Origin of the sequence: Jiella sp. M17.18 (genome assembly GCF_041027365.1) — a bacterium.
Taxonomy (GTDB): domain Bacteria; phylum Pseudomonadota; class Alphaproteobacteria; order Rhizobiales; family Rhizobiaceae; genus VKMB-3413.
Genome location: NZ_JBFTEH010000005.1, coordinates 129,503 through 154,742, shown reverse-complemented (window position 1 = coordinate 154,742; position 25,240 = coordinate 129,503). Strand labels below are relative to the sequence as shown.

The window sequence follows — 25,240 nt, the reverse complement described above, 5'->3', positions numbered from 1 at the left end:
GGTGACGGGTATCCCATCTAGACGGGACGCATGACCGAGCTTCGACCCGTCCCAGACACGATCCGCTTCGACGGCACCAATGTCACCGCCGTCCTCGGGCCGACCAATACCGGCAAGACCTTCCTCGCGATCGAGCGGATGATCGCCCATTCGTCCGGCACGATCGGCCTGCCGCTGCGGCTGCTGGCGCGCGAGGTGTACGGCAAGGTCGTCGACCGGGTCGGGGTCGGCGCGGTGGCGCTGATCACCGGCGAGGAGAAGATCAAGCCGCCGAACGCGCGCTATTTCGTCTGCACGGTCGAGGCGATGCCGCGCAATCCCGGCACCGCCTTTGCCGCCATCGACGAGGTGCAACTCGCGAGTGATCTCGAGCGGGGCCACGTCTTTACCGACCGCATCCTCAACACCCGCGGCACGCAGGAGACGCTGCTGCTCGGCGCGCCGACCATGCAGGGCGTGCTCCAGCGTCTCCTGAAGGGGGCGCAGACGACGACGCGGCCGCGGCTGTCGAACCTCGTCTATGCCGGCTCCAAGAAGATCACCCGGCTGCCGCGGCGCAGCGCCATCGTCGCCTTCTCGGCCGACGAGGTCTATGCCATCGCCGAGCTGATCCGGCGCCAGCGCGGCGGGGCGGCGGTCGTGCTGGGCGCGCTGTCCCCGCGCACCCGCAACGCCCAGGTCGCGCTCTACCAGTCCGGCGAGGTCGACTTCCTGGTTGCCACCGACGCGATCGGCATGGGCCTCAACCTCGACGTCGACCACGTCGCCTTCGCGCAGGACTGGAAGTTCGACGGCTTCCAGTACCGCCAGCTGACGCCGGCGGAGTTCGGCCAGATCGCCGGCCGTGCCGGGCGGCACGTGCGCGACGGGACCTTCGGCGTGACGGGGCGCGTGGATCCGCTGCCGCAGGAACTGGTCGAGGCGCTGGAATCCCACAGCTTCGCGCCGGTCAAGGTGCTGCAGTGGCGCAACGGCGATCTCGACTTCGGCTCGATCGATGCGCTGACCATGAGCCTGGAGCGGCCGCCGCCGAGCCAGGACTTGACGCGTTCTTTGCCGTCGGTCGACCAGCGGGCGCTGCAGTTCCTGTCGCGCGACACCGCGATCGTCGATCGCGCGAAGGGACGCCGGCAGGTCGAGCTGCTCTGGGAGACCTGCAAGCTGCCGGACTACCGCCGCATCGCGCCGGCCCAGCACGCCGAGATCATCGCCTCCATCTACGGCGACATCGCCGACAACGGCCACGTCTCCGAAGACTACATGGCCTCGCAGGTGCGCCGCGCCGACCGCACGGACGGCGACCTCGACACCCTGTCTCAGCGCATCGCCGAGATCCGCACCTGGACGTATATTTCGCACCGTCCCGCCTGGCTTGCCGATCCGACACACTGGCAGGAAAAGACGCGGGACATCGAGGACCGGCTTTCCGACGCTCTGCACGACAGGTTGACGAAACGCTTCGTAGACCGCAGGACAAGCGTCTTGATGAGGCGGCTGAGAGAGAACGCATTCATGGAAGCCGAAATCGCCAGCGACGGGACGGTGGTTGTCGAGGGCCATCCCGTTGGCGAACTTCAGGGATTCCGGTTCACGCCGGACACCAAGGCGGAAGGGGCGGACGCGAAGGCGGTTCGTGCCGCGGCGCAGAAGGCGCTGGCGGGCGAGTTCGACAAGCGCGCCGAACGCTTCGTCAACGCGCCGAACGGCGATCTCGCGCTCGCCTCGGACGGACTGATCCGCTGGCTCGGCGCGCCGGTCGCCAGCCTGTCCGCCAGCGACGATCCGCTGAAGCCGAAGATCGTGCTGCTCGCCGACGAGCAGCTGACCGGTCCGGCGCGCGACAGCGTCGCCGCCCGCGCCGAGCGCTTCCTGACCTATCAGGTCTCGACGATCCTGAAGCCCTTGCTCGACCTCAAGGTCGCGGAAGGCCTGGAGGGGACGGCGCGGGGCCTCGCCTTCCGGCTGATGGAGAATTTCGGGCTTCTGCAGCGCCGCGACGTCGCCGAGGAGGTGCGCGCGCTGGACCAGGCCTCGCGCGCGGCGCTTCGGCGCTGCGGCGTGCGCTTCGGCGCCTACCACATCTTCGTCCCGACGCTGATCAAGCCGGCGCCGGCGAGCCTCCTGACGCTGCTGTGGGGCGTCGCGAACGACGGGCGCGACCGGCCGGGCTATGGCGAGGTGACGCATCTTCTGTCGACCGGCCGCACCTCGGCCGTCGCCGATACGAGCTTCGATCCGGTGTTCTACGCGCTGGCCGGCTACCGCCTTCTCGGGCGGCGCGCCGTGCGCGTCGACATCCTGGAGCGGCTCGCCGACCTCATCCGGCCGGCGCTCGCCTGGAAGCCCGGCACCGGGAAGCGGCCCGAGGGCGGCTACAACGGTGCGCAGTTCCTGGTGACGCCGGCGATGATGTCGATCCTCGGCGCCACCGCCGAGGACATGGACGAGATCCTGAAGGGTCTCGGCTACCGGCCGCAGGGCATGGATGCCGGCGCCGTCGAATCGGAGCTGAAGCGGCTCGACGCCGAGGCGGCGGCCGCGGCGGAAGCCGCCAAGGCCGAGGCCGCGCGCAAGGCTGCGGAAGCGGCCGCGGGCGCCGAGGCGCCGCAGCCGGCGGAAGCCGATGGCGCTGCACCGGCCGAAGCCGGGCAGGACGCGGCGCCCGAGACCGCGGCGCCCGCCGGGGATCCGGCAGCGTCGGACGGAGCGGAATCCGAGGCGGTCGCGGAAGCCGGCGTCGCGCCGGTCGTGCCGGAGGTCGTCGAAGCCTCGGCGCAGGCGGAGAACGCTGCGCCGCAAGCCGCCGATGAGACGGCCGTTGCCGCGGAGCCGGAAGAGCCGACCACGCAGAAGACGGATATCGGCGCCGAAGGCGGCGAGGCCGCGTCCGAGCCGACCGCCGCCTCGACGCCCGAAGCGTCGGCCACGGCGGACGCCGAGCCGGCCGCAGCGCCTGCGGCCGAGGCTTCTGCGCCCGAGGCGGCGGACGCGCCGGAGGAGCCGCGGATCATCCAGGTCTGGCGGCCGCATCGCGGCGGCGATCGCCGGGAGAATCAGCAGCGCCACGGCGGCCGGCGGGGGCGCAGGTCGTTCGACGGGCAGGCCGGCGCGAACGAGCGGTCCGGCTCCGGCGACCGGTCGCAGCGCTTCGGCCGGGGCGGCGAGCAGGGTAGCCAAGAGGATCGGCCGCAGCAGCGGTCCGGCCGGGGCCGGGGCGGCGACGAGCGCGGCGGCCACGACGAGCGCCAGGCACGCTTCGGCAAGGGCGGCCCGAAGGGCAAGGGCCGGCCGCAGAAGGACTTCAAGGATCGCGACGAGCGCAGGGATCAGGCGCCGCGGCGGCCGGACAAGCCGCAGCGCGTCGATCCGGACTCGCCCTTCGCCAAGCTCGCGGCGCTGAAGGAGAAGCTTGGCCGATAAGCCGCTCCCCGCTTCGGCGCCCGGCGGTGGCCAGCGCGTCGATCGATGGCTCTTCTTCGCGAGGGTCGCGAAGTCGCGAACGCTCGCCCAGAAGCTCGTCCAGTCGGGCGCCGTGCGGATCAATCGCGAGAAGACCGACAACGCCGCGCGGATCGTGCGGCCGGGCGATGTGCTGACGCTGTCGCTCGGGGGACGCGTGCGCGTCCTCAAGGTCCTCGACCCGGGGACGCGGCGCGGGCCGGCCAGCGAGGCCGCCACGCTCTATCAGGACATGACGACGCCGGCGGAGGGCGCGGCCGCGACAGGGTCAGGGACGGCTGACGGCAGCGGCGGGAGCGCTGCGTCCGGACTTGCCGCGAATGTTCCGGCACCGGCTCCGGAAGGCCGCCCGAGCAAGCACGACCGGAAGGCGCTGCAAAAACTGAAGGGCGGCCCCTTCGGCTGAGGGCGCCGCCCAGCCACGCAAAATCTTTGCCCGGGGCGCGGTTCAGGCAGCAAGCTTTGCGCTTGCAAGGCCTTTGCGGAGTGGCTAGGTCGACAGTTCAGTGGACCGGCCCGGCGTTTCGCATCGCAACGTGGCCGGGCGGAAGAGGCGGACCTTCGGCAGGGTTCGCGAGACGTAAGGACCCGTCATGACCTATGTGGTGACCGACAACTGCATTCGCTGCAAATATATGGATTGCGTGGAGGTCTGCCCGGTCGACTGCTTCTACGAAGGCGACAACATGCTCGTCATCCATCCCGACGAGTGCATCGACTGCGGCGTCTGCGAACCGGAGTGCCCCGCCGAGGCGATCAAGCCCGACACCGAGCCCGGCCTCGACAAGTGGCTGCAGGTCAATGCCGAGTATGCCGACAAGTGGCCGAACATCACGATCAAGCGCGATGCGCCGGCGGACGCCAAGGAATTCGACGGTCAGGACGGCAAGTTCGAGAAATATTTCTCCCCGGAGCCCGGTCAGGGCGACTGATCGCTCTCTCGCGGACGGCGAACCGCCCGTCGCGCCAGCCGGATCGCCCGGCGGGCCGACAGGGCTGCCCCGCGTCCACGCCGACATCACGGATAGATTCTGCGCGGCGAGGTCGTTGCGTCGCACCATCGCGTCAGGTGCCGGAAAAACTTGAATTTTTCGGCAGGCTCGTGTAGTATCGGTGACACAGTCGGGCGCTGTGGCAAGCGAGCCACACCCATCGGCGCCCACGGGTTTCCGAAAGGATGTCTCCCTCTTCGCCACGTCACTGGCGGTTCCTCGCCGGGCCGAGCGTTTCATGCGGCCCGGATGCAGGATCGGGCGAGACAGACCCACCGACTGCGGTCAGACGACCCCCGCAGGGCCGTCCAAATCGGCGACGTCCGCGTCGCTGCCCGTGTCTAGCTTCCCTCGCGGCTGGGCACAACAGGGAGTTAGAAAAAGCGTATGAGCAGTCAGAAGAAGGCGACCAACGGCCTGGGCTTCAAGACCGGCGAAAGCATCGTCTACCCCGCCCACGGCGTCGGCCAGATCGTCGCGATCGAAGAGCAGGAAGTCGCGGGCATGAAGCTCGAGCTCTTCGTCATCGATTTCGAGAAGGACAAGATGCGGCTGAAGGTGCCGGTCGCCAAGGCCAATGCGGTCGGCATGCGCAAACTCTCCGAGACCGATTTCGTCGAACGTGCGCTGAAGGTCGTCCAGGGCCGCGCCCGGGTCAAGAAGACCATGTGGAGCCGCCGCGCGCAGGAATACGACGCCAAGATCAATTCCGGCGACCTGATCCAGATCGCCGAGGTGGTGCGCGATCTCTATCGCGCCGAGAGCCAGCCGGAGCAGTCCTACTCCGAGCGCCAGCTCTATGAAGCCGCTCTCGGCCGGATGGCGCGCGAACTCGCCGCCGTCAACGAGGTGTCCGAGACCGAGGCCGTGCGGCTGATCGAGGTGAACCTCAACAAGGGTCCGAAGCGCCTGCCGAAGGGCGCCACCGCGGAAGCCGAGGCGGATGCCGACGACGCCGAAACCGACGCGGACGCCGAGACCGAGGCCGAGCCGGCGCAGGAACAGGCCGCCTGAGGCCGATCGCCTCTCCGGCAGCCCCGCGACGGCGGCTTTTCCCGCAGCCGATCGGCTCCCGACCATGATAAAGACCGGCCACTGTCAAGCGGCCGGTCTTTTGTTTGTCGTCAAGAGGTGTTAACGATCGTTCGTCGGTCTTCACACTTCTCGGCCGCCCCTTGCCTTCGGCACCTCCCTTTTTACGTTTGTCCAAAAAGTTTGCCCTCGCGGGAACGTTTGGCTTCGCCCCGCGTTTCGCCGATACCCGGCGCGCGATGATCTCCTGGATTCGCGCGGTAGGCCGAAACGCCGCTTAGCTTTTCCGGAGGGTTATCCCGATGAAATCACAGTCCGCTCGCCGTACGATGATCCGCGCGGCCATGGCAGCTCCCTATCTCCAGCGCGAGGAGGAGTACGAACTGGCCGTGCGCTGGAAGGAACAGCGCGATCAGCAGGCCCTTCACAAGATCACCTCGGCGCACATGCGCCTGGTCATCTCCATGGCCTCGAAGTTCCGGCACTTCGGACTTCCGATGAGCGACCTGATCCAGGAAGGTCACGTCGGCCTGCTCGAGGCGGCGGCGCGGTTCGAGCCGGAGCGGGAAGTGCGCTTCTCCACCTATGCCACCTGGTGGATCCGCGCCTCGATCCAGGACTACATCCTGCGCAACTGGTCGATCGTGCGGGGCGGAACGTCCTCGGCGCAGAAGGCGCTGTTCTTCAATCTCCGCCGCCTGCGCGCCCGGCTCAGCCAGGGCTCCGAGAGCCTCTCCGGCACGGCGATGTACCGCGAGATCGCGACGGCGCTGAAGGTGTCCGAGGGCGACGTCGCGCTGATGGACTCCCGCCTCTCCGGGCCCGATTCCTCGCTCAACGCGCCGCTGATCGAGGACGAGTCCGGCAGCGCCGACCGGCAGGATTTCCTCGTCTCCAACGATCCGCTGCCCGACGAGATGGTGTCGAGCTCGATCGACGACGAGCGGAGGGTCACCTGGCTGAATTCCGCCCTCGACGTCCTCTCCGAGCGTGAGCTGAAGATCATCCGTGAGCGCCGCCTCCAGGACGACGGCGCGACGCTGGAGGCCCTCGGCCTCAAGCTCGGCATCTCCAAGGAGCGCGTGCGCCAGATCGAGACTAGGGCGCTGGAAAAGCTCCGCGTCGCACTGCTGGAAACCAACGCCGACCGCGCGGCCTACGTCGCCTGAGCGGCTCGCACGCCAAATCGAAGGCGTGAGGAGCGGGGAGATCGCGAGGGCGGTCTCCCCGCTCTTCGTTTGTCACCGGGTCGCCAGCCGCCTGGCGCCGGGCAACGCGGCTTCAGGCCGCGGGCGCCGAGCCGATCCGGTCGAGTTCGGCCACCGCGTCGGCCGGAAGGTGGAGCTCGGCGGCGGCGAGATTCTCCTCGAGATGCGCGACCGACGAGGTTCCGGGGATCAGGAGGATGTTCGGCGCCCGCTGCAGCAGCCAGGCGAGCGCCACCTGCATCGGGGATGCGCCGAGGCGGCCTGCAACGGCCGACAGCGTCTCGGACTGCAGCGGCGAGAAGCCGCCGAGCGGGAAGAAGGGCACATAGGCGATGCCGTCCCCTGCGAGCTGGTCGATCAGCCCGTCGTCCCTTCGATGCGCGAGATTGTACTGGTTCTGGACGCAGACGATCTCGGCGATCCCCCGGCCTTCCGCGACCTGGGCCGCGGTCACGTTGCTGAGGCCGATATGGCGCACGAGACCCTCCCGCTGCAGCTCCGCGAGCACGCGCATGGGTTCCGCGATCGAGCCTTCGGCCGGCGCGTGGGCGTCGAACATGATCCGCAGGTTGACGACGTCCATCGCGTCGAGGCCGAGATGGCGCAGATTGTCCTCGACCGCGCTCCGCAGCTCGGCGGCCGATGAGGCAGGGTTCCACGATCCGTCCGTGCCGCGCCTCGCGCCGATCTTGGTGACCAGCGTCAGCCCCTCGGGGTAGGGGTGCAGGGCCTCGCGGATGATCTCGTTGGTGACATGCGGCCCGTAGAAGTCGCTGGTGTCGATGTGGTCGACGCCGGCTTCCACCGCCGCGCGCAGGACGGCGAGGGCGCCGTCGCGATCCTTCGGCGGCCCGAAGACACCGGGGCCGGCAAGCTGCATCGCGCCATAGCCGAGGCGCTTCACCGTCCGGTCGCCGAGCGTGAAGGTGCCGGATTTCGTGAGGTCGATCATGATCGGTCTCCTTGGTTGATCGACCCTCAGCTAGACAATCCTTCGCCGTACGATAATGGGGTAGAGGCGGCACGGGCCGTGCGGGAATTTGGACAATGCAGGATCTGACCGATCTTCCGGAATTTCTGGCCGTCGTGCGCGCCGGCGGCTTCCGCGAAGCGGCCCGCGCGAGCGGCAAGAGCGCGTCCGGCCTCTCCGAAGCGGTGCGCCGGCTCGAGGCGCGGCTCGGCCTGCGCCTCATCAACCGCACGACGCGCAGCCTTGCGCCGACGGAGGCCGGCCAGCGGCTGATCGACCGTCTCGGGCCGGCGCTCGCCGAGGTCGAGTCGGCCCTGTCCGTCGTCAACGGCTTCCGGGATCGCCCGGCCGGCACGCTCCGGCTCAACGTCCCGGTCGTCGCCGCCCGCGTCGTCCTGCCGCCGATCGTCCCGTCCTTCCTGGCGGCCTATCCCGACATCAGGCTGGAAGTGATCGTCGAGGATCGCTTCGTCGATCTCCTGGCGGAAGGCTGCGACGCCGGCATCCGCTACGACGAGCGCCTGGAGAAGGACATGATCGCCATGCCCATCGGGCCGCGCACGCAGCGTTTCGGCATCGCCGCGTCGCCGGCCTATCTCGACCGGATGGGGCGGCCGAAGCATCCGCGCGACCTGCTCGGCCACCGCTGCCTGCTCGGGCGCTTCCGCGGCGGTGCGACCACCACTCCCTGGGAATTCGAGAAGGCGGGCGAGGTCGTCCGGGTCGAGCCGACGGGCGCGCTCGTCGTCAGCACCGCCGGCGGATTGGATCTCGCCGTCGAGGCGGCCATCGCCGACGGCGGCATCATCGCCCTCTTCGAGGAGTGGCTGCGGCCGCATGTCGACGCCGGGGACCTGGAGCCGGTCCTTCAGGACTGGTGGCAGAGCTTCTCCGGTCCGCTCATCTATTATCCCGGCCGCCGTCTCGTGCCGCCGCCGCTGCGCGCATTCCTGGATTTCGTCAAGGCGCAGCAACCGGCGTGACCGCCCCGGAGGCGATCGGTTTCCGCTATGCCCGATCGGGACCGGCGGCCAGATCGCCGATCAGCCGCATCCAGTTTCCGGACGCGAAAGCGGCCTGCTCCGCTTCGTCCAGCCCGCAGGTTTCGAGGAAGCCGCGCGCGTCGCGGCCGGGTCTGTACTGAAACGGGTAGTCGGTCGAAAACAGGAGGCGCTCCGGCCCGACGATCGCCTTGGCGCGCTCCAGGAAGTGCGGCAGGAACATGCCGCTCGCCGTCACGTAGAGATTTTCCCGCAGGTAGGTGGCGATGGGCTTGGCGAGACCGGACACACGGTCCATCGCGGCGAGGCGCTCGGCATAGAACAGCACCAGCTCGCCCCAATGACCCAGAATGAGCTGCAGGCCGGGCATGCGGTCGAAATGGCCGGCGAGGACGAGGCGCACGAACTGGATGCCCGCGTCATAGTGCCAGCCGAGCCCGAAGGCCGCGAAGGCGGTATCCACCGCCGGGCTGAAGCCGGAATAGTAGACCGCGCGCACGGCCGGATCCGGAACCCGCGGATGCAGAAGGATCGGCGCGCGCAGCAAAGCCCCGCTCTCAAAGATCGGCAGGAGGTCGGGATGGTCGAGATTGCGCGTCCCCACCCGTCCGCTGAGGATCGTGCCCTTGAAGCCGAGCGTCCTGACGCAGCGCTCGAATTCCAGTGCGGCTTCGTCCGGCGCCGCCACCGGCAGCGTCGCGAAGGCCTGCAGCCGATCCGGATGCCGGGCCACGGCCTCCGCCACGGCATCGTTGACGCGGCGGGCCATGTCGACGCTTTCGCGCCCGAATTCGTGCAGGCCCGGCGTGGTCAGCGACAGGACCTGAACGTCCAGGCCGGTTTCGTCCATGAGAGCGATGCGTTCCCCGGCGAGATCGAGAAGACGCGTCTCGATGGGGCCGGAGTGGAAGGCGGCGCTCGGGTCGGATGCGGCCAGGTTGATGGCATTCCAGCCGTCACGAACCTCGGGTGTGAGGAAATGTTCTTCGATGCCGATCAGTCGCATGTCGGTCTCCAGGTGGTTAGAGCGGGGCGGTCCATGCGGATATGCGCAAGGGGAACGCCGGGCGCCAGACGCAGCGGCCGCAAGGTATTGTTGCGCTGGACGCTATGTCCGAGCGATTGAGCGGGGTAGGCTGACGCGCATGAACGCCATCGACCTGAACCTCCTCGTCGCGCTGGACGCGCTTCTGACGGAAGGCAGTGTGACCGGCGCGGCCCGCCGCCTGGGGCTCAGCACGTCCGCGACGAGCCGGACGCTGACGCGGTTACGCACCGCGACCGGCGATCCGCTGCTGGTGCGGGCGGGGCGCGGGCTCGTCCCGACGCCGCGCGCGGCCGAGATGCGCGAACGCGTGCATGCGCTGACGCGGGACGCGCGGGCGGTTCTCCAGCCCGAGCCCGCCGAGATCGACCCGGCGACGCTCGCGCGCACCTTCACCATCCGCGCCAGCGAAGCGTTCCTGGAATTCCTGTCGGGCGTGCTGGTGATGACCCTGCGGCAGGCTGCGCCGGGTGTCCGGCTGCGGTTCGTGCAAAAGCCGGACAAGAACGCGCAGCCGCTGCGGGACGGGCTCGTGGATCTCGAAATCGGCCTGCTCGGGACCGAGGCGCCCGAAATCCGCACGCGCCTCCTCTTCGTCGACCGGCGTGTCGGCGTCGCCCGAACGGGGCACGAACTGCTGGCAGGCGGCATCACGCCGGAGCGCTATGCCGCCTGCGAGCACATCGCCACGTCGCGCGATGGGAGCTTCGCCGAGCCGATCGACGATGCCCTGGAGGCGCTCGGCCTGCGGCGGAGCGTGGTGGTGGTCGTTCCCGGATTCCCGGACGCGATGCGGATCGCGAGCCAGTCGGACCTCGTCGCCGTCGTGCCGCGCTCCTGCCTCGGCAACCGCATGCGCCCCGGCGAGGCCGGGCCTGCCGGGCTCCAGAGCTTCGAACTTCCGCTGGCTTTGCCGAGGTTCAACATATCGGCGATCTGGCATCCGCGCCTCGACGCCGATCCGGCGCATCGCTGGCTGCGGGACACGGTGGCAGGCGTATGCCGGGCGGCGTATCCGCGGTGAGGCGGGCGCAATCAACAGCGCCGCTTCGCCGCGCAACCGACGGCGCGCGCTGGCCGACGGCTATTCCGCCACGATCTTGTAGCGCACGCCCGCCGTCAGGCCATCGTTCGGGCCGAGTTCGTTCAGGAGCCGGAACATCGCCTCCTTGCGGTCGACGCCGATCATCCTGCGCGCCATGGTCGCCGGCGTGTCGCTGGCCGAGGCGGTGACGATGCGGATGCGCAGGGGTTTCAGCGCCGCCTTCTCGGCGGGGCTGAGGACGCGGAACGAGTTCGCGACCTGTTCGGCGATCGCGGTGGCGGAGGCCGCCGAGCGCGACGGCACCGCCGTCAGGAAACGATAGACCTGGCCGCCGACGCGGATGACCGTGACGTCGAAGGCATAGTCGCCGCCATGCGCCTTGGCCGACACCGCCTCCAGCGCGCCGATGCGGTGCTCGTGCACGCTCGACGGGTCGAGGCCGCCGATCCAGCCCGAGTTCACATAGTCGACGAGGCTGCTCTCGGCCGGCAGCGCCACGCCGTCGAAGCGGATCGCGGTGTCGCCCGGGCCGGTGGCCAGCACCGCCTCGGCGGTGTTGTCGATGACGAAATTGTCCGGAACCTGAAAGGTGATGCCGAGGCCCGGATGGTAGAAATGGTGGTCGCGGACATAGCCTTCGGCCGCCGAGTCGCCGAACAGCATGCCGTCGATGCCGGAGAGGTAGTGGTCGCGGTCGGTGTCGCCGCCGCCCGGCGGCACGACCTTGGCCGCCAACGCGTTCGCCAGCGCGATTCGCTGCGGCGTCGAGGGGTGCGAAGCCAGGAAGTCGAGCTGCGGGTTGGTGGCCTGGAAGGCGTTGCGGAAATTCTGGTACGACTGCATCGCCTGCAGGAAGCGGCTCGCGGCATAGGGGTCGTAGCCGGCCCGCGCGATATGCTTGATGCCGAGTTCGTCCGCCTGCAGCTCCTGCTCGCGCGAGAACTGGGCGAGGCTGAGCTTAGAGCGGGCCAGCGCGATCTCTCCGGCCGGCTCGCTGTGCAGCACGTCGGTGACGACGCGGCTCGCGATTTCAGCCGCCTGCTCGCGCTGCTGGCGCAGGATGCCGTGATTGGCGGTGATGTGTCCCATCTCGTGGCCGATCACGCCGGCGACCTCGGCCGAATCGGTCGCCAGCGCCAGGAGGCCGCGGGTGATGTAGACGTAGCCGCCCGGCAGCGCGAAGGCGTTGATGTTCGGCGAGTTGAGGATGGTGATGCGATAGGCGCGGTTCGGATCGTCGGTCACCGCCGCCAGCCGGCCGACGATCGTCGCCAGCATCCGCTCCATCTTCGGGTCGGAATAGGCGCCGCCATAGGCGGCGAGAATCTTCGGATGCTGTGAGCGGGCGATCACCGACTGCGGGTCGTCGGCCTGGACCTGCTCGAAGCTGACCGGATCCCGCTGCGTCGCGGCATAGCCCGTCTGCAGGCTCGAATCGCCGCTCGGGGTGAGGCCGGCCAGCCCCTGCTCGACCGTCGTGCAGGCGCCTGTCAGAAGCAGCGCCACGAGCGCGCCGCCGCCGCACAGACGGCGTGCCGACCGCTTCAAGGATCGGATCCTCGACGTTGCACCCATCGCTACGATTGCCGCCCCCGTCATCCGCCGCAGCCGATTCCGGCTGCCACTCCTTCCGGCCGACTTAGCCGAATTGCGGCGCCTTGCGGAAGGATCGATCCGCAACAGAACCTGCCGAATTGTGACGAAACCCCTCGATTCCAGTGATTTTGCGGGTAGCAAGGAAATCCGCCGGAAATACGTCAGCGATCCGAAGATGTTGTGCCCAGATACCGGGCAACCCCGGCGTTCGTCCGGTCGGACAGGATGTCGTCCGTCGCCCCTTCGACGACGATCTCGCCGTTCTCGAGGAAGGCCACGCGGTCGGCATGCCCGACGGCGTCCTCGGGATGATGGGTGACCATCAGAACCGTCATCGGCGCATCGGTGCGGGCACGGCGCAGCGTCTCGATCAGGGCCAGCATCTCGCGGCGCAGGGCCGGGCCGAGCGCCGCGAAGGGCTCGTCCAGCAGGAGCAACGGCCGGCCGCGCAGAAAGGCCCGCGCCAGCGCGACACGCTGGCGCTCGCCGCCGGACATTTCCGCCGGGCGGCGCTTCTCGAAGCCGGCGAGGCCGACCCTTTCGAGCGCCTCCGAGACCGCCCGGCGCTGTTTCGCGTCCAGCCTGAGGTTCGGCGCGATGCCGAGGGCGACGTTCCGGAAGACGTCGAGATGCGCGAAGAGATTGTTCTCCTGGAAGACCATGGTGAGCGGCCGCTCGGCCGGTGCCGCGTCGGTGACGTCCGCTCCGCCGATCCAGACCCGGCCGGCATCCGGCGCGACGAAGCCGGCGGCGATGTCGAGCAGCGTCGACTTGCCGGCCCCGCTCGGCCCGATCAGCGCCAGCCATTCGCCCTCCTCGACGGTCAGGTCGAACCGCATGGCGAGATCGTCGTGGGCGAACCGCACGTCGTCGAGACGGAGAGCCGCCGTCCGGCCGGGATCGACGGGCGCTCTCATGCGCGCCGCCTGCGTCTGGCGAAGCCCCGCTCGGCGAGCGTCATCAGGCCGAGGCAGAGGATGCCGAGGATCAGCGCCAGCCCGTCGGCGTCGCTGGTGCGGTAGCTGCCCATGCGCTGCAGGAGGAGATAGGGCAGGGTGACGAAGTCCTGGCTGCCGAACAGGGCGATCGCGCCGAGGTCGCCGAGCGAGATCGCGAGCGCAAACGCGAAGGCGAGGCCGAGCGGCGCGCGCATCGCCGGCCAGTCGACGATCCTCAGGCGCGCGAGGCCGAAAAGGCCGAGGCTGTCGGCGAGGCGGCGGGTCCGCTGCGCCTCTTCGGAGAGAGCCGGGCCGACGATGCGCACGATGAACGGCACCGCCATCGCCGCATTGGTCGCCACGACCACGTAGGGCGCGGCGGCGAAGACGTCGGTGACCTGCCGCAGCGCCAGGAACCAGCCGGCGCCGACGACGATCGGCGGCACGACGAGGACGAGGCTCCCCGTCGTCTCCAGCGTATGGCGGGCGAGGGCCGGCGCGGTGCCTGCCGCGCCCGCGGCGGTCGGCCGGAGCGCTTCCATCGCCAGGAGCACGGCCGTCGACAGGACGAGCGACAGGCCGGCGGCGGCTGCCGCCACGCAAAGACTGGTCAGGGCGGCCCGCTGGACCGCGTCCTGCACGACGAGGCCGGCAAGGTTCGCCCGCAGCCCGGCGACGAGCACAGCGACGAAGGGCGCGGCGACGAAGGCGATGCCGAGAACGAGGACGGTGCGGTCGGCGACGTCGCGCGCGCGGCTCTTGCGGTCGTAGCGGCGGGCGTCTCCGCCGAGGCCGAAGCCGCCGGCAGGATCGCCCCCGAGGCGGGTCGCGGCAAGGAGGATCGCCGCCGTCAGCGCGATCTGCAACAGCGCCAGCGACACCGCGCGCGCCGGGTCGAAGTCGTAGCGGAGCGCCTGGTAGATCGCGACCTCCAGCGTCGTCGCGCCCGGCCCGCCTCCCAGGATCAGGACGAGGGTGAAGCTCGTCACGCACAGCATGAAGATCAGGCTCGCCGCGCCAGGCAGGGCGGTGCGGATCGCCGGCCATTCGACGATGCGAAAGGTCGCGAGCGGCGGCATGGCGATCTGCCCGGCGAGCTTCCAGCTTTCCGCCGGCACGCGGTCGAGCCCGGCGAGCATCAGCCGGGCGGCGAGCGGCAGGTTGAAGAAGACGTGCGCGATCAGGATGCCGGGCAGGCCGTAGACGTCGAGCCGGGGCAGGCCGAGGGCCGCGAACGCGTCCGACACCACGCCGCTGCGGCCCCAGATCGCGATGACCGCCAGCGCACCGACGAGGACGGGCAAAGCCTGCGGCAGCAGGAACAGGCGCAGCACCCAGTCGCGGCCGGGAAAGCGCGCGCGATGCAGCGCCAGCGCCAGCGGCAGCCCGCCGAGGATCGAGAGGGCCGTGGAGAGAAGCGCCTGTTCCAGCGTGAAGCCGACGATCGCGCGGATATAGCCGTCTTCCAGCAGGCTCGCGACGGCGGGAAGCGATCCGGTGGCGAGGAGAAGCGCCGCCAGCGCCCCGACGAGGAAGCCGGCGAGAACCGCGGCCGCGGCGCAGCCGATCGCGATGCGGATGCGGCGGTCGGCATTGCGGGTCATGGCCGGGGCGCGGGGAACGAGGCGCGCGGTGCCGGTCAGCGCCGGCCCATCGCCTGCAGCCATTCCTGCGTCCAGGCTTCGCGGTTCTTGGCGACGGTCTCGGGGTCGATGAAGATCGGGTGGTCGACCTTCGGCAGCGCCTGGAATTCCTTCGGCAGCTCGACGCTCGGCAGCACCGGCAGCGTCCAGTTGGTCGTCGGGATGATCGACTGGACGTCCTTCGACAGCATGAAGGCGAGGAAGTCGCGGGCGAGCTTCTTGTGCTGCGACCCCTTCAGCGCCGCGGCGACCTCGATCTGCAGATACTGGCCCTTCTCGAACGGAGCGGCCTGGTAGCGGTCGGTGTGTTCCTCGATCTCGTGATAGGCGGGGGAGGTCGTGTAGCTGAGCACCATCGGCACCTCGCCCTTGGTGAACAGGCCGTAGGCCTCGCTCCAGCCGGGCGTGACGGTCAGGATGCGGTCCGACAGCTTCTCCCACTTCGCCTTCGCCTGATCGCCGTAGATCGCCTTCATCCAGAGCAGGAAACCGAGGCCGGGGGTGGCGGTGCGCGGGTCCTCGATGGCGATCTTGACGCTGGGATCGCCGTTCACCAGCGCGTCGAGGCTCGTCGGCGGCGTCTTGATCGCCTTGGTGTCGTAGACGACGGCGAGATAGGAGTAGTCGTAGGGCACGAAGACCGGATCGGTGAAGCCGGTCGGCACCTCGATGGCGGAGAGGTCGGTGCCGCTGTCGACGAACAGGCCGGTCGCCTTCGCCTCGGGGATGAGATCGGTGGTGAGGCCGAGCGCCACGTCGGCGCCGCTCGACGCGCCTTCGAGCTTCAGCCGGTTGAGGATCGCGACGCCGTCCTCCAGCCCGACGAACTTCAGCACGCAGCCGCAGGTCTTCTCGAACATGGCCGTGATCTTCGGCCCCGGACCCCAGTCGGCAGAGAAGCTGTCATAGGTGTAGACCGTGAGCACCGGCTTGTCGCCCGCGGCGAGCGCGCCGTGGGTCCCCGCGAAGGCGGCGAGGGCGAGGGTCGCGAGCCCGGCGAGGCGGGAAAGGCGGAACGGACGAGGAGCGGCCATGGCGCGGGTCATCTTTCGCTGGTCGGCGAGCGGAACGCGCGTTGCTGATGGCTGGGCAACGCTCGCAATCCCTCCGCCGGTACGATCCGGATCAGGTTCGACGGGTTGGCCGTGACGCCTCTCAGCTCCTTGTCCGGAGCACCCCCTTGTGAGCGGGCCGGACTATCTACCGGCCGCGCCGGCTTGGCAAGCATCGGCTGCTTGGCCGGGACGCTTTCCCTTTCGTCTCCGCTTGCGCTAAGTGGCCGGCCCATGGCGCATTTCACCGTCCTCCTCGCCGGCCGCATCGAGCCGACCGCGGCACTCAAAGAGGCCGTTGCGGGCAGCCGCGTCATCGCGGCCGACGACGGCATCCGCCATGCGGCGGCGCTCGGCCTGTCGCCGGAGCTCTGGGTCGGCGACTTCGATTCGACGCCGCCGCACCCGCCCATCGAGCTGGCGGGCATCGCACGCGCCCCGTTCCCGCGCGACAAGGACCAGACCGACGGCGAGATCGCCATCGAGGCGGCGATCGAACGGGGGGCGACGCGGCTGACCCTCGTCGGCGCGCTCGGCGGCCCGCGCAGCGACCATGCCTTCGCGCATCTGATCCTCGCCTTGCGCTACAACGACCGCGGTCTGGCGGTCGAACTCTTCGACGGCGTCGAACACGCCTGGCCGCTCGGCCCGGACCGCCGCAATTTCCCCCTCGCGCCGGGTGCGCAGTTCTCGATCCTGAAGTTTTCCGACCTTCAGGGGCTGACGATCGACGGCGCCAAATGGCCGCTCGCCGACGTCGCGGTGCCGTTCCACTCCATCCTGACGCAGTCGAACGAGGCGATGGGCGAGATCGCCGTGACGGTGCGCGAGGGCCGCGCGCTGCTCCTGGCGCAGGCCGACCCCGCGGTACACTGAGCGGCGCGCCGCCGCCCACCGGCCATCACCTCCGCCGGAGCCTCGCGCTCCCCGCGCAACCCTGCAAGAGCAGCCACCGGCCACCGCCGAGCCGCCCCCCACCCGACTTTGCACGGCCGCCGCGCCGGCCGATTCCAGGCTTGGCCTTTCCCGACCTTTTCGACTATGGTGCGCCCCGCGTGGTCCCGTAGCTCAGCAGGATAGAGCATCAGATTCCTAATCTGAGGGTCACTGGTTCGAATCCAGTCGGGATCACCAAGGAAATCAACGGCTTAACTTTTCTATCATCGCGCCGATAAGAGTTTAGGGTAACGGTGCGGGTAACGGAAAGGCCGACGTTTCCGCCGGCCTTCCATCGTCATCAGCGATTCGCTCGCCGTTGTGCCGCTCGCCATAGCCGCAGTTCGCGCCGCAGGCGGATGATGGCAATAAGGAGCCGCATCGTCAGTTCCTCAAGACTGGTTCTTCAACCGCAAGCGGCTCTGGTGGGGCTGCGGCCGCCATTGCGAGATCCAGAACGGCAAAGCGCGACATGACGACCTTCACCTGAACAATGCGCTCCGCGTTGCCGCAGATGCCCCTTTGGACGCTGTAGAAGGACACCCGCACCATCCCGTCGCCGAGATCATCGATAGGCAGCGTCCCGGAAGCGTAGACGTCCGGGACATTCGACATATCGACAAGCGGAAGATTGTCGTGGCGCGACTTCATAGCTCGTCCTCCATTTCGCCTTCGTCCGCGACATCCCACTCCCGATCGTCCCGAGAACTACCCTCTTGCGCGGCAGTGAAGCCGCAACCATGGTTCTCGCACCAACCTAGCAGGGGCTCACCTTCGCCGTCGCCGAACACCCAGCCGGAATGCACCATGCGTGCCTGTCGCTCATCAATGTTTTCCGTCCAGCCCAGCGAGTGCTCGGTATCGGCGCCGTCCTCAAGATCGCTGTCATCGCTTTCGCGGTCATCGGTCCCTTCGCTGTAACCCGCCAGGTACGGCTCGAAGTCGGGGTCGCGATCCAATTCGTCCAGTACTGAGATCAGGCGCTCGATCTCGTCAGTAATGATCTTGCGGCTGACGACGGGCAAAGCTCCGCCGATCGGCCCGATGGGGTCGTTTTTCATGCCGTTGCTCCAAGTGGGGCGTTGAGCTATACGTTGGGCATTAAGCTCAATTACGGGCTATATGTCAACACCATGCGCAAGGTTGGGCTTCAGGTTGATCATTCCCGCGCAATGTCGTGCCGCTCGCGCGCTCGTCGAGATGGATCAGGCAGAGCTTGCCAAACGCGCGAACGTGTCGCGCAACACCGTGGTCGACTTCGAGAAAGGACGCAGGACGCCAAATACGAACAATCTTGCGGCTATTCTGTCTGCGCTGCAGGAGGCTGGGGTTGAGTTTATCGCTGAAAACGGAGGTGGGGCCGGGGTTAGGCTGAGGAAGGAATAGAGGCGAGCGGCAAATGTCCGGAGTGCGACATGGGAGACGGCGGGCTGGCACAGATGGACGACCAGAATCGAGACCTGGCGGCAGAGATCACGGCGGCTTGGGTCGAGCGGGCGATCTGGGGCGAAGGCTGCAAGGCGTATCGCGAGCATGGCGCCACGGCCATCAATCCCTACTCACCCCGAACGCCGGCCCACGCGGTATGGGTCAAAGGGTATGAGTACCAGCGGGCGCTGACGAGTCAAAAGAAGCCGTCTTGGTAGGAAGCCGTGGTTGGCGCCGGCGACCTGTGCTTTGTGCTAAACGACTGCGTTGCCGACAAGCATAGGCTCCGGATACCTTGCACGGGATTGCTACGGCAGGTCGTGCCAGCGTAGGCTCGGAAGATCCACGCGACATGGGAGGCAGTTCATGCCCCAGGTGACCGCCACCTGCATCCAATGCAATGCGTTGCTCATGCCGACCGAGGCGAGCGATATTGAGAAGGCGGTCATTTGTCCAAGCTGTGGCGCCGACTTCAGAATGTGGGGAAGCTTGAAGTTCGAAATCTGCAAGCCGTCCCTAAAAAGGGGCAAGAATCGCGGCTGACGGTTAGGTGATACATCGATCGAAAGCCAGCCACGGAGATAGAACTGCGCCGATCGTCCCTAATTAACAAATGCTACTGGCGATAGCCGCTGCTTCGGCTAAAGACGGCGATGCTCAAGCCGCAGCTGAATCACTTTCCGCCGCCATCGGTGTTCCGGACAACTCGCTGGCCGGACGTCCAACCTCAGTTGAAGGCCAGCTTTGAGGCCTTGATGGTGTCTGCCGAGATACTTCGACAGCCAGTATACCCGAGAGATTGGTCGCCGCCGTTCGACATGTTCGACGTCCGCACCGCCCGCCAAGCGATCGAGCCTAAGCCCCCATCCGCACCTCATCGGTGACGCGGTCGCCTACACCTGCCCTCTCGCGCCACAACCTCAGATGCGATACGCTCAACTCTTGAAGCCGCCGGGGTCGAGTTCATCGCTGAGAACGGCTGTGGGGCCGGGGTGAGGCTGAGAAAGGTTTCAGACAATGACTGAAGTGAGATTTACCGAGAGTCAGCGTCATCCTTCGGCTTTCAAGCCGAGGCGCGAGGCGCTTAGGCTCCCGCCCTCACCGAATGCTGTTCGCTGGCAAGGCCCAAAGCGGATCCGTTGTAAAGCTCTACAATGAGTGCCCCCAAAAAATGATCTCCGAAATTTATGGTAATATTGCTTCTTTGAGTACTGAGAATTGGATATCTCTGATTTCGGGCTTTGGGGGAGCTGCTCTTGGCGCGATAATCGGGGGTGCTAGCTCGCTTTTGCTTGCCTTGCTAGCCAATCGTGCGAGCCAAAAGACAATCGCTAAACAGCAAAAGAAAAATGAACAAGCAATAGCGACTCAGACCGTCTTGAAAACGATACAAGTAGTAAATGGTATCTATACTATTCGCAGTGAAATCGATGAGTCGATACCTAAAGATCATGGCGGAAATATTCACAGAGACGATTATTGGAAGTTCGTGCTCTCTCGATCGGGGTTTGGCCTCGGCATTCCGGTATTCGATGCATCGGATTTCGCGCCGTTTTTATCGAAAAAAGCGGGTGATCTCGCAATGCGCATAATGCTACTTCAGCAGCGATATCAGTCTGCGGACGCGGGATTTCAAGAATACAGTAAAAAAAGATCTGCGCTTCAGGAGATAATTGAAGATTACACCGTCTTTGATCAGCGCTCTGGGCAGCACGTTACAAGTGTACCTCCCCAATTGGAACGGCGGTTTGCTGTTCGCAGTCAGGAGATTAATGGACTGATCCTGCAGATCTATGATGACTCGGGAAAGTCTCTTGAAGATGGAAAGAAAATTCTCAGTGAAGCTGTCGCTTACTGTAGGGATCGGTACGGGGAGAACTCGTTTTCGGTGAAAATTGCGGATGCTCATCAACTTTAGTATTCGGCACATTCAGAGGTCATCGCCCTTCCGCCGCTGTGTGACGACGTAGGTCACGCTCCGCAGCAACTCGCCCTTGTCGATCAGCGGCTTCTCGCCGTCGCGCGGGGCTTCCTTCCGGTGCTTGCGCTTGTAGAGCGTGGCAGGCGCGAGCGGCACGAAGGGGCCTTGCTCGATCTTGTTGTGCACGGCGTTCTGCGCCACCAAGCCAGCCCTATGCAGCGGGACGTCGATGTTCTCGACCTTTCCCGATAGCGCGAGCTTGGCCGCCGCCTTCAGGTGCGGCGTGAACTTCTCTTTCGCGCCCGCGACTCCCGGAATGAGGAAAGGTCGCGCCGGGATGTTCTGCTCCGGCGCTCCAAATTCCTGGATATATCCGATCTCGGCATTGTTGAGCGGGGAGCCGTCGTCGCGGCCTGCCTTCTCGGCAGGGATGCCGACGAGCACGCGCGTCTTGTCGAGCCGGCTGATCGCCTTGAAAAGCTCTTTCATCGCCGGGCTGTCTTTGACCTTCAGGCCCATTGCGTGCTCCCATACGAGGAGTTGTGAGCGAGGGAGTCGCGCTGTGTCGTTTTCAGAAGATTTAGCGCCGGGAGCCGCTCTTGCCTCCCTTGAATTACATCGCACGCTTATAACGCATCTGGTTGGAAGCGGCACTGTTCCCAGGCAAAAAGCTATTGATCTCGTTGACGAGACTCTTCAGCGCGTTGAGAATATGCAGATGTCAAATATACCTTCTCTAGAAGGTCCCGCGCGAGCTGCTCGTCTACACCTAGAAGGACTGCTGCTACAACTACGTCAGATTCCTGAATAGTTCTGTCTTCAGTCTTGTTCATCGTCATCTCACCGCGCTCTGCGTGTTGCGGAGGAGCACCCCGTTGACCGCGCCCTGCCGCTCGCCGATCACGGCAGCGGTGCCATGGGGATCGGTCGCCCCGTTCACGGTGATGTCGGTCTTCTGGTGCAGCGTCACGCTCTTGCTGTTGTTCGTGACGTTGCCGCCGAGGGTCGTGTCGAAGGCTCCGTTGATCCGGCTTTGGATCATGCCCTGCTTGTCCGTCCCGAAGGCACCGTTGATACGGTCGGCGATCTTCTTCTGGTCAGGCAGCGAGATTTCCGCAGCGCTGGCGCCGCCGACGATGGCCCCGGCCACCGTCTTGTAGATGCGGGTCGTCAGGTCCGCCGCGTTCTTCTTCAGATCGGGAACGCGGGCTTCCTTCGCGACGTCCGCCGCGTTGGCTTCCTGCGTGTTGTCGTCGATCACCTGCGCCCATCGGTTCGCATAACCGCCCCGGATGCGAGCCTGCCCCTTCTTGTCCCTCGGGCGCTCGAAATAGTAGGTCAGGATCGCCGCCGCTTGGGACGGGGAGTCGGCGTTCTGCACGCGCCGATAGGCCTTCTGAGCGCCGGCATCGCCGTTTTTCATCTCCCACAAGGCTGCCTGAAGCATCTGATCATGTGTCGTCTTGCTGGAGGCGACGTCGATGCCGGTTCCCCTGAGGATGGCCGCTCGCCGATCAGCGTGCCACTGGAACGATCCCATTGCGGAGCCGCCGTCTCCCGTCGCATGCGGATTGAAGCCGCTCTCGCCTTGCTCCGTCGCGACCATGCCGAGAGCAGCGTTGCGAGGGAGGCCCTTCTTGATCCAGAAATCATAGGACTCGCGCGCCAGCTTCTGCTTTTCTGCAGAAGACGGCACGTGCCCGACGTCGCCCGTGCCGTCGCCGGGGCCGCCCCACACCTTGCGCTTGATCCACCGCCAGACGTCGCCGGGCCCCATGAAGTGCTTGGTGTATTCGTCCGGCGTGACGACGTGATCGCCGGGGCCAGGCTCTGCCATCGGGTTCTGCGTCAGATGCGGCAGCCCGGCTGCGTCATAGCCGAGAAGCGCGGCAATGCCCCAGCCGACAGGGTTCGATGCCGCAGCGCCCATGCCGCCGAAGAGCTTCGCCATTCCCCGGAAGGCGAGAAGGCCGATCAGGATTTCCAGCGCCGCGACAAGGCCTCCCTTGCCGGTCAGGGACTTCGTGATGTGATCGAAGCCTTCCCAGATCGGCTTGAGCTGCGTAGCGAGTTCTCCGAGATCAGAAGCGACAGTCTTGGCCGCGCCGCCGACGTCCAGCAGGAATTTCTTGATGTTGTCCTTGTTGGCGATCAGCCACTTCTGGAACTCCTTGAGCCCGGCATCAAGCTGCGGCTCAAGGTCCGTCGCGATCTTCTCGATTAGAACCTGAACCGAGTTCTTCACCTCGTTCAGGTCATTGATGAAGTTCTTCCACTTCTTCGCAGCCGCATCAGGATCGAGACCGAACGCCTTATTGGTGTCCTTCGCGTCCTGAATGCGCTTTCGCAGCGCATCGGCATGGTGGCTGATCTGGTAATAGGTCTGCTCGTCGATGCCGAAGATCTGCTGGGCAATGTTCGAGCCAATCGCATATTGGCCCGGCGAGCCGTGGTGCTGCGCGTAGAGCTTCTGGACGAGGGAGATCATCTCCTCGACCGAATCCTTGCCGTCCGCGATCCCGAGCTGCTTCATGTACGAAACGGCGCCGGGGCTGGTGCGCAGCGTCGATGCGAACTTCTCGACCGTCGCCAATGCGCCTTGGGCAGAGCCGCCGATCTGCGACATGCCGTAGGCGAAGGCCTTCAAATTGGTCGCGGAGGCCCCGACACGCTGGGAAGACCAATAGAGCGTATCGAAGTCGCGGCCGATTTTCTGGACGCCCTCCGCGACGGTTCGCACCAGCGCTTCGATGCCATCGGCGAGAAGTTTCGCCTGCAGCGCCGCGCCCCGGATCGTCGACTTGAACTTCTCTTCCGACTTCCTGTCGATGTCGAAGCCGAGTCCGACCAGAAAGTCCTTCAGGGTTTCGCCGCTCATTGCGCCACCTCAATTCCTTTGGAAACCAACCCTGTCGGGATCTGCCCCTTCCCATCGGCGCGCGTGCATATCGCCGTCGTGTACCAAGGGTCGCCGCGCGTATCGCCGGCGTGGCTGACCGTCCAGACCTTGTAGAAGCCATCATCTGCCAGCGGCGGGATCTGAGCATTGTTCACGACGCCGAGATAGTCGGCGGACAGCTTCGCCTGCTGAATGTCCTTCTGGTTGATCTGGATACGGGAGCTTGGTCGGATCTGCGGATTGAGTAGGCACGTCACCTGAATTCCGAGATCCGTCTGCTCCGGCAAGCCGATCATGCCGGTACGACTGTTGAGAACGATTGCGGCACCCGGTAGCGTTTCCGCGTCCTTGGTGATGACGAGCTGATCATTCTGGATCGACCAACTCGTCCCCGTCGAAAAGGCGACGGTTCGCAGCACATCCCGAGCCATGCCAAAGAGCACGCGAGCCCGAGGCATCTTCTTGGACCCTAGATCGGTGATATAGCCCGCCGTGATACCGTAGGGCTTCATCGCCTCAAGAGCCGCGTCCACCTGGTCTCGGAATGTGTGCCCCGCCGCCAGCGTCTTCTTCACAAGTGCGAAGTTGTAAGCGGTGTCCCCACCTTGTGCGAGGATGTCCAAATAGGTGTCGACGGGGTTCTCGCGCCCCTTCCGCTTCTGAATGATCAGGCCTCTGAAAATCAATCCGTAGCCGTCCTGGTAGCCGGCTTCCAAGCTAACGGACTTGCCTTCGCCCTGAATCCGGCTGACGGTATCATCCGACAGGTTGGTGATCCGCGCATCGAGGGCGTTCGGCGTCTGCAACGTGTGCTGCGTCACGCTAAAGCGGATGCGCATCTCCGAGAGATCGATCACGCCGTTCTCGCCCTCGACGGTCAGCTTACATGCGCGAATCCATTGCCGGCTCATCGTTTCATCCTGTCGTGAAAGGGGATGCGGGCCGCAGCCGGTGACAAGGAAAGACCACTGCGACCCGCATTGCGCCGAAGGTCGGACCTACCTCCGGCAAGTTGGCGAGGCGGAGAACACTCCTCGCCGTTGTTCGACACGTCGCAAGACGGGCCGGCGACTGCGGCATGCCGAACGCTACTCATCAGGCTGCCTTTGCCTGGTTCTCGTCGCGGCCCGTCTCGCGGAGCTGCGCAATCCGTTCCGACCACCGCTCGCCGATCGTCTGCGTCCGCATCCGGTACGGGTTTTCCGACAGGAGCGTGCTGACGCTCCACGGTGCCGGCGGGTTGTTCATCACCGACATGGCAGTCTCGGAGAGAAGGCCCGTCGAAACGCCATGAGCGCCCATCGTGCCGGGGATTGCCGCAAGCTGCTCGCGGAGCGTCAGCGCTCGCGCCTCCAGCTTCGCGATCTCGCCAGCCATGTCGTCGGCTTCGGCGCTGATCAGCCGACTGACAGCAGCACTGACCGAAGCGTCTGCGTCCTCCACTTCCTGCCGAGCCCGGTTGCAGGCAGCCGTGACAAGACCGAGCGCCTTGGCAGCCGCAGCCTTCTCGCTTCGCGCCCGCTCCGCCGTCCGCCTCGCTTCAGAAACAGCATCGTCATCAGCCATGACAGGCGCATTGCCCTTGCCGCCACTGACGATCCACTCCTCCAGACGCTGCGCGTGCCTGGTGCTGAAATCGTCCTCAGTCGCAGCAGATCGGGCGAGGGAGGCCTCGGCTGCGTCAGCCATGGCGCGAGCCCGAGCGACTGCCTCTTCCGCGTCGGCAAGCCCCTGTCGAGCCTTCGCGCGCCGTCCGATCGCAGCGTCCAACGCCTTCTGTTCCAGAGCGCCCATCAGCGAGCCCTCCAGAAATCCACAGCGCGGCGATTCATGCCACGGATCGCGCCACGCATGGCGCCGGCCGCATCGCCCGTGTCCGCCTTGGCAGCCATCACGCGATAAACCAGGAACCGGCCGTCGCCATCGGTCTGCGTCACGTAGTTGCCCGGCTCGCCAGTGAAGACCAGCTCGCGAGGATCATCGTCTCGCGTCCGCTTAATCGTTCTCCGCTCCGGTCTCCGGGCGGTGCGCCCATCCATTGCAGAGGGCGAATCCATGAATCTCAGTCGCACGTT

Annotated in this window: 25 protein-coding genes, 1 tRNA gene and 1 riboswitch; of the genes, 13 read left to right on the top strand and 13 right to left on the bottom strand. The window is 66.5% G+C overall.

Going from position 1 to position 25,240, the window contains the following annotated elements; genetic code table 11:
* Positions 1–30: 30 nt before the first annotated feature.
* The 5 genes from AB5S17_RS11465 (at position 31) to AB5S17_RS11445 (ending at position 6,652) form a co-directional block, all read left to right on the top strand.
* Complete coding sequence (locus tag AB5S17_RS11465) at positions 31–3,420, top strand: helicase-related protein (RefSeq protein ID WP_369239382.1); 3,390 nt, start codon at positions 31–33, stop codon at positions 3,418–3,420.
* Positions 3,410–3,865: an RNA-binding S4 domain-containing protein gene (locus AB5S17_RS11460; RefSeq protein WP_369239380.1), complete on the top strand. Its 456-nt coding sequence runs from the start codon at positions 3,410–3,412 to the stop codon at positions 3,863–3,865. The genes AB5S17_RS11465 and AB5S17_RS11460 overlap by 11 nt, the downstream gene beginning before the upstream one ends.
* A 187-nt stretch (positions 3,866–4,052) precedes the next feature.
* A complete protein-coding gene (fdxA, locus tag AB5S17_RS11455; protein ID WP_369239378.1) occupies positions 4,053–4,391 on the top strand; it encodes a ferredoxin FdxA in 339 nt (112 codons plus the stop codon).
* Between the two features lie 447 nt (positions 4,392–4,838).
* Positions 4,839–5,465: a CarD family transcriptional regulator gene (locus AB5S17_RS11450; RefSeq protein WP_369239376.1), complete on the top strand. Its 627-nt coding sequence runs from the start codon at positions 4,839–4,841 to the stop codon at positions 5,463–5,465.
* A gap of 320 nt (positions 5,466–5,785) precedes the next feature.
* Complete coding sequence (locus AB5S17_RS11445; protein ID WP_369239374.1) at positions 5,786–6,652, top strand: RNA polymerase factor sigma-32; 867 nt, start codon at positions 5,786–5,788, stop codon at positions 6,650–6,652.
* Positions 6,653–6,764: 112 nt separating this feature from the next.
* Here the strand turns inward: AB5S17_RS11445 and AB5S17_RS11440 are convergent, their stop codons facing one another.
* On the bottom strand, positions 6,765–7,643 hold the full coding sequence (locus AB5S17_RS11440; RefSeq protein ID WP_369239372.1) for an aldo/keto reductase family oxidoreductase: 879 nt from the start codon (positions 7,641–7,643) through the stop codon (positions 6,765–6,767).
* A 95-nt stretch (positions 7,644–7,738) separates the two neighbouring features.
* On the opposite strand from AB5S17_RS11440, the gene AB5S17_RS11435 reads away from it, so the two are divergent.
* Positions 7,739–8,644 carry a LysR family transcriptional regulator gene (locus tag AB5S17_RS11435; protein ID WP_369239370.1) on the top strand — a complete coding sequence of 302 codons (906 nt, stop codon included), beginning with the start codon at positions 7,739–7,741 and terminating at the stop codon, positions 8,642–8,644.
* A gap of 25 nt (positions 8,645–8,669) precedes the next feature.
* On the opposite strand, the gene AB5S17_RS11430 is transcribed toward AB5S17_RS11435, so the two are convergent.
* Entirely contained in the window at positions 8,670–9,668 is a 999-nt protein-coding gene (locus AB5S17_RS11430; RefSeq protein ID WP_369239368.1) for an amidohydrolase family protein, read from the bottom strand.
* 139 nt (positions 9,669–9,807) lie between these two features.
* On the opposite strand from AB5S17_RS11430, the gene AB5S17_RS11425 reads away from it, so the two are divergent.
* Entirely contained in the window at positions 9,808–10,731 is a 924-nt protein-coding gene (locus AB5S17_RS11425; protein ID WP_369239366.1) for a LysR family transcriptional regulator, read from the top strand.
* A 60-nt stretch (positions 10,732–10,791) separates the two neighbouring features.
* Here AB5S17_RS11425 and AB5S17_RS11420 read toward each other — a convergent pair whose 3' ends face one another.
* The 4 genes from AB5S17_RS11420 to thiB form a co-directional block, all read right to left on the bottom strand.
* A complete protein-coding gene (locus tag AB5S17_RS11420) occupies positions 10,792–12,300 on the bottom strand; it encodes a M48 family metalloprotease (protein WP_369239364.1) in 1,509 nt (502 codons plus the stop codon).
* A gap of 209 nt (positions 12,301–12,509) precedes the next feature.
* Complete coding sequence (gene thiQ, locus AB5S17_RS11415; protein WP_369239362.1) at positions 12,510–13,265, bottom strand: thiamine ABC transporter ATP-binding protein; 756 nt, start codon at positions 13,263–13,265, stop codon at positions 12,510–12,512.
* Positions 13,262–14,953: a thiamine/thiamine pyrophosphate ABC transporter permease gene (gene thiP, locus AB5S17_RS11410; protein ID WP_369239360.1), complete on the bottom strand. Its 1,692-nt coding sequence runs from the start codon at positions 14,951–14,953 to the stop codon at positions 13,262–13,264. The genes thiQ and thiP overlap by 4 nt, the downstream gene beginning before the upstream one ends.
* Complete coding sequence (gene thiB / locus AB5S17_RS11405) at positions 14,926–15,963, bottom strand: thiamine ABC transporter substrate binding subunit (protein WP_369239358.1); 1,038 nt, start codon at positions 15,961–15,963, stop codon at positions 14,926–14,928. Before thiB ends, thiP begins: the two co-directional genes overlap by 28 nt.
* Before the next feature lie 51 nt (positions 15,964–16,014).
* A riboswitch (TPP riboswitch) is annotated at positions 16,015–16,119 on the bottom strand.
* 96 nt (positions 16,120–16,215) lie between these two features.
* Between thiB and AB5S17_RS11400 the strand changes: the two genes are divergently transcribed.
* Together AB5S17_RS11400 and AB5S17_RS11395 are read left to right on the top strand one after the other, a co-directional pair.
* Positions 16,216–16,857, top strand: coding sequence for a thiamine diphosphokinase (locus AB5S17_RS11400; RefSeq protein WP_369239356.1), 642 nt, complete (start codon positions 16,216–16,218; stop codon positions 16,855–16,857).
* Positions 16,858–17,038: 181 nt separating this feature from the next.
* Positions 17,039–17,115: transfer RNA gene (locus tag AB5S17_RS11395), tRNA-Arg, on the top strand.
* Between the two features lie 186 nt (positions 17,116–17,301).
* Here AB5S17_RS11395 and AB5S17_RS11390 read toward each other — a convergent pair.
* Together AB5S17_RS11390 and AB5S17_RS11385 are read right to left on the bottom strand one after the other, a co-directional pair.
* Entirely contained in the window at positions 17,302–17,568 is a 267-nt protein-coding gene (locus tag AB5S17_RS11390) for a hypothetical protein (RefSeq protein WP_369239354.1), read from the bottom strand.
* Positions 17,565–17,978 (bottom strand): hypothetical protein, encoded by a 414-nt coding sequence (locus AB5S17_RS11385; RefSeq protein WP_369239352.1) that lies wholly within the window; start codon positions 17,976–17,978, stop codon positions 17,565–17,567. Before AB5S17_RS11385 ends, AB5S17_RS11390 begins: the two co-directional genes overlap by 4 nt.
* Positions 17,979–18,039: 61 nt before the next feature.
* Here AB5S17_RS11385 and AB5S17_RS11380 point away from each other — a divergent pair, with 61 nt between their 5' ends.
* From AB5S17_RS11380 to AB5S17_RS11365, 4 genes are all read left to right on the top strand, one after another.
* A complete protein-coding gene (locus tag AB5S17_RS11380) occupies positions 18,040–18,303 on the top strand; it encodes a helix-turn-helix domain-containing protein (RefSeq protein ID WP_369239350.1) in 264 nt (87 codons plus the stop codon).
* A 29-nt stretch (positions 18,304–18,332) separates the two neighbouring features.
* Positions 18,333–18,563 carry a hypothetical protein gene (locus tag AB5S17_RS11375; protein ID WP_369239348.1) on the top strand — a complete coding sequence of 77 codons (231 nt, stop codon included), beginning with the start codon at positions 18,333–18,335 and terminating at the stop codon, positions 18,561–18,563.
* 148 nt (positions 18,564–18,711) lie between these two features.
* On the top strand, positions 18,712–18,888 hold the full coding sequence (locus AB5S17_RS11370) for a hypothetical protein (protein WP_369239346.1): 177 nt from the start codon (positions 18,712–18,714) through the stop codon (positions 18,886–18,888).
* A gap of 628 nt (positions 18,889–19,516) precedes the next feature.
* Positions 19,517–20,263 (top strand): hypothetical protein, encoded by a 747-nt coding sequence (locus tag AB5S17_RS11365; protein ID WP_369239344.1) that lies wholly within the window; start codon positions 19,517–19,519, stop codon positions 20,261–20,263.
* Positions 20,264–20,275: 12 nt separating this feature from the next.
* Here the strand turns inward: AB5S17_RS11365 and AB5S17_RS11360 are convergent, their stop codons facing one another.
* From AB5S17_RS11360 to AB5S17_RS11340, 5 genes are all read right to left on the bottom strand, one after another.
* Positions 20,276–20,785: a hypothetical protein gene (locus AB5S17_RS11360; protein WP_369239342.1), complete on the bottom strand. Its 510-nt coding sequence runs from the start codon at positions 20,783–20,785 to the stop codon at positions 20,276–20,278.
* A gap of 316 nt (positions 20,786–21,101) precedes the next feature.
* Positions 21,102–23,144, bottom strand: a complete 2,043-nt coding sequence (locus AB5S17_RS11355) for a phage tail tip lysozyme (RefSeq protein ID WP_369239340.1) — start codon at positions 23,142–23,144, stop codon at positions 21,102–21,104.
* Complete coding sequence (locus AB5S17_RS11350) at positions 23,141–24,076, bottom strand: hypothetical protein (protein ID WP_369239338.1); 936 nt, start codon at positions 24,074–24,076, stop codon at positions 23,141–23,143. The genes AB5S17_RS11355 and AB5S17_RS11350 overlap by 4 nt, the downstream gene beginning before the upstream one ends.
* 184 nt (positions 24,077–24,260) lie before the next feature.
* Complete coding sequence (locus tag AB5S17_RS11345) at positions 24,261–24,959, bottom strand: hypothetical protein (protein ID WP_369239336.1); 699 nt, start codon at positions 24,957–24,959, stop codon at positions 24,261–24,263.
* Positions 24,959–25,237: a hypothetical protein gene (locus AB5S17_RS11340; protein ID WP_369239334.1), complete on the bottom strand. Its 279-nt coding sequence runs from the start codon at positions 25,235–25,237 to the stop codon at positions 24,959–24,961. Before AB5S17_RS11340 ends, AB5S17_RS11345 begins: the two co-directional genes overlap by 1 nt.
* Positions 25,238–25,240: the final 3 nt, after the last annotated feature.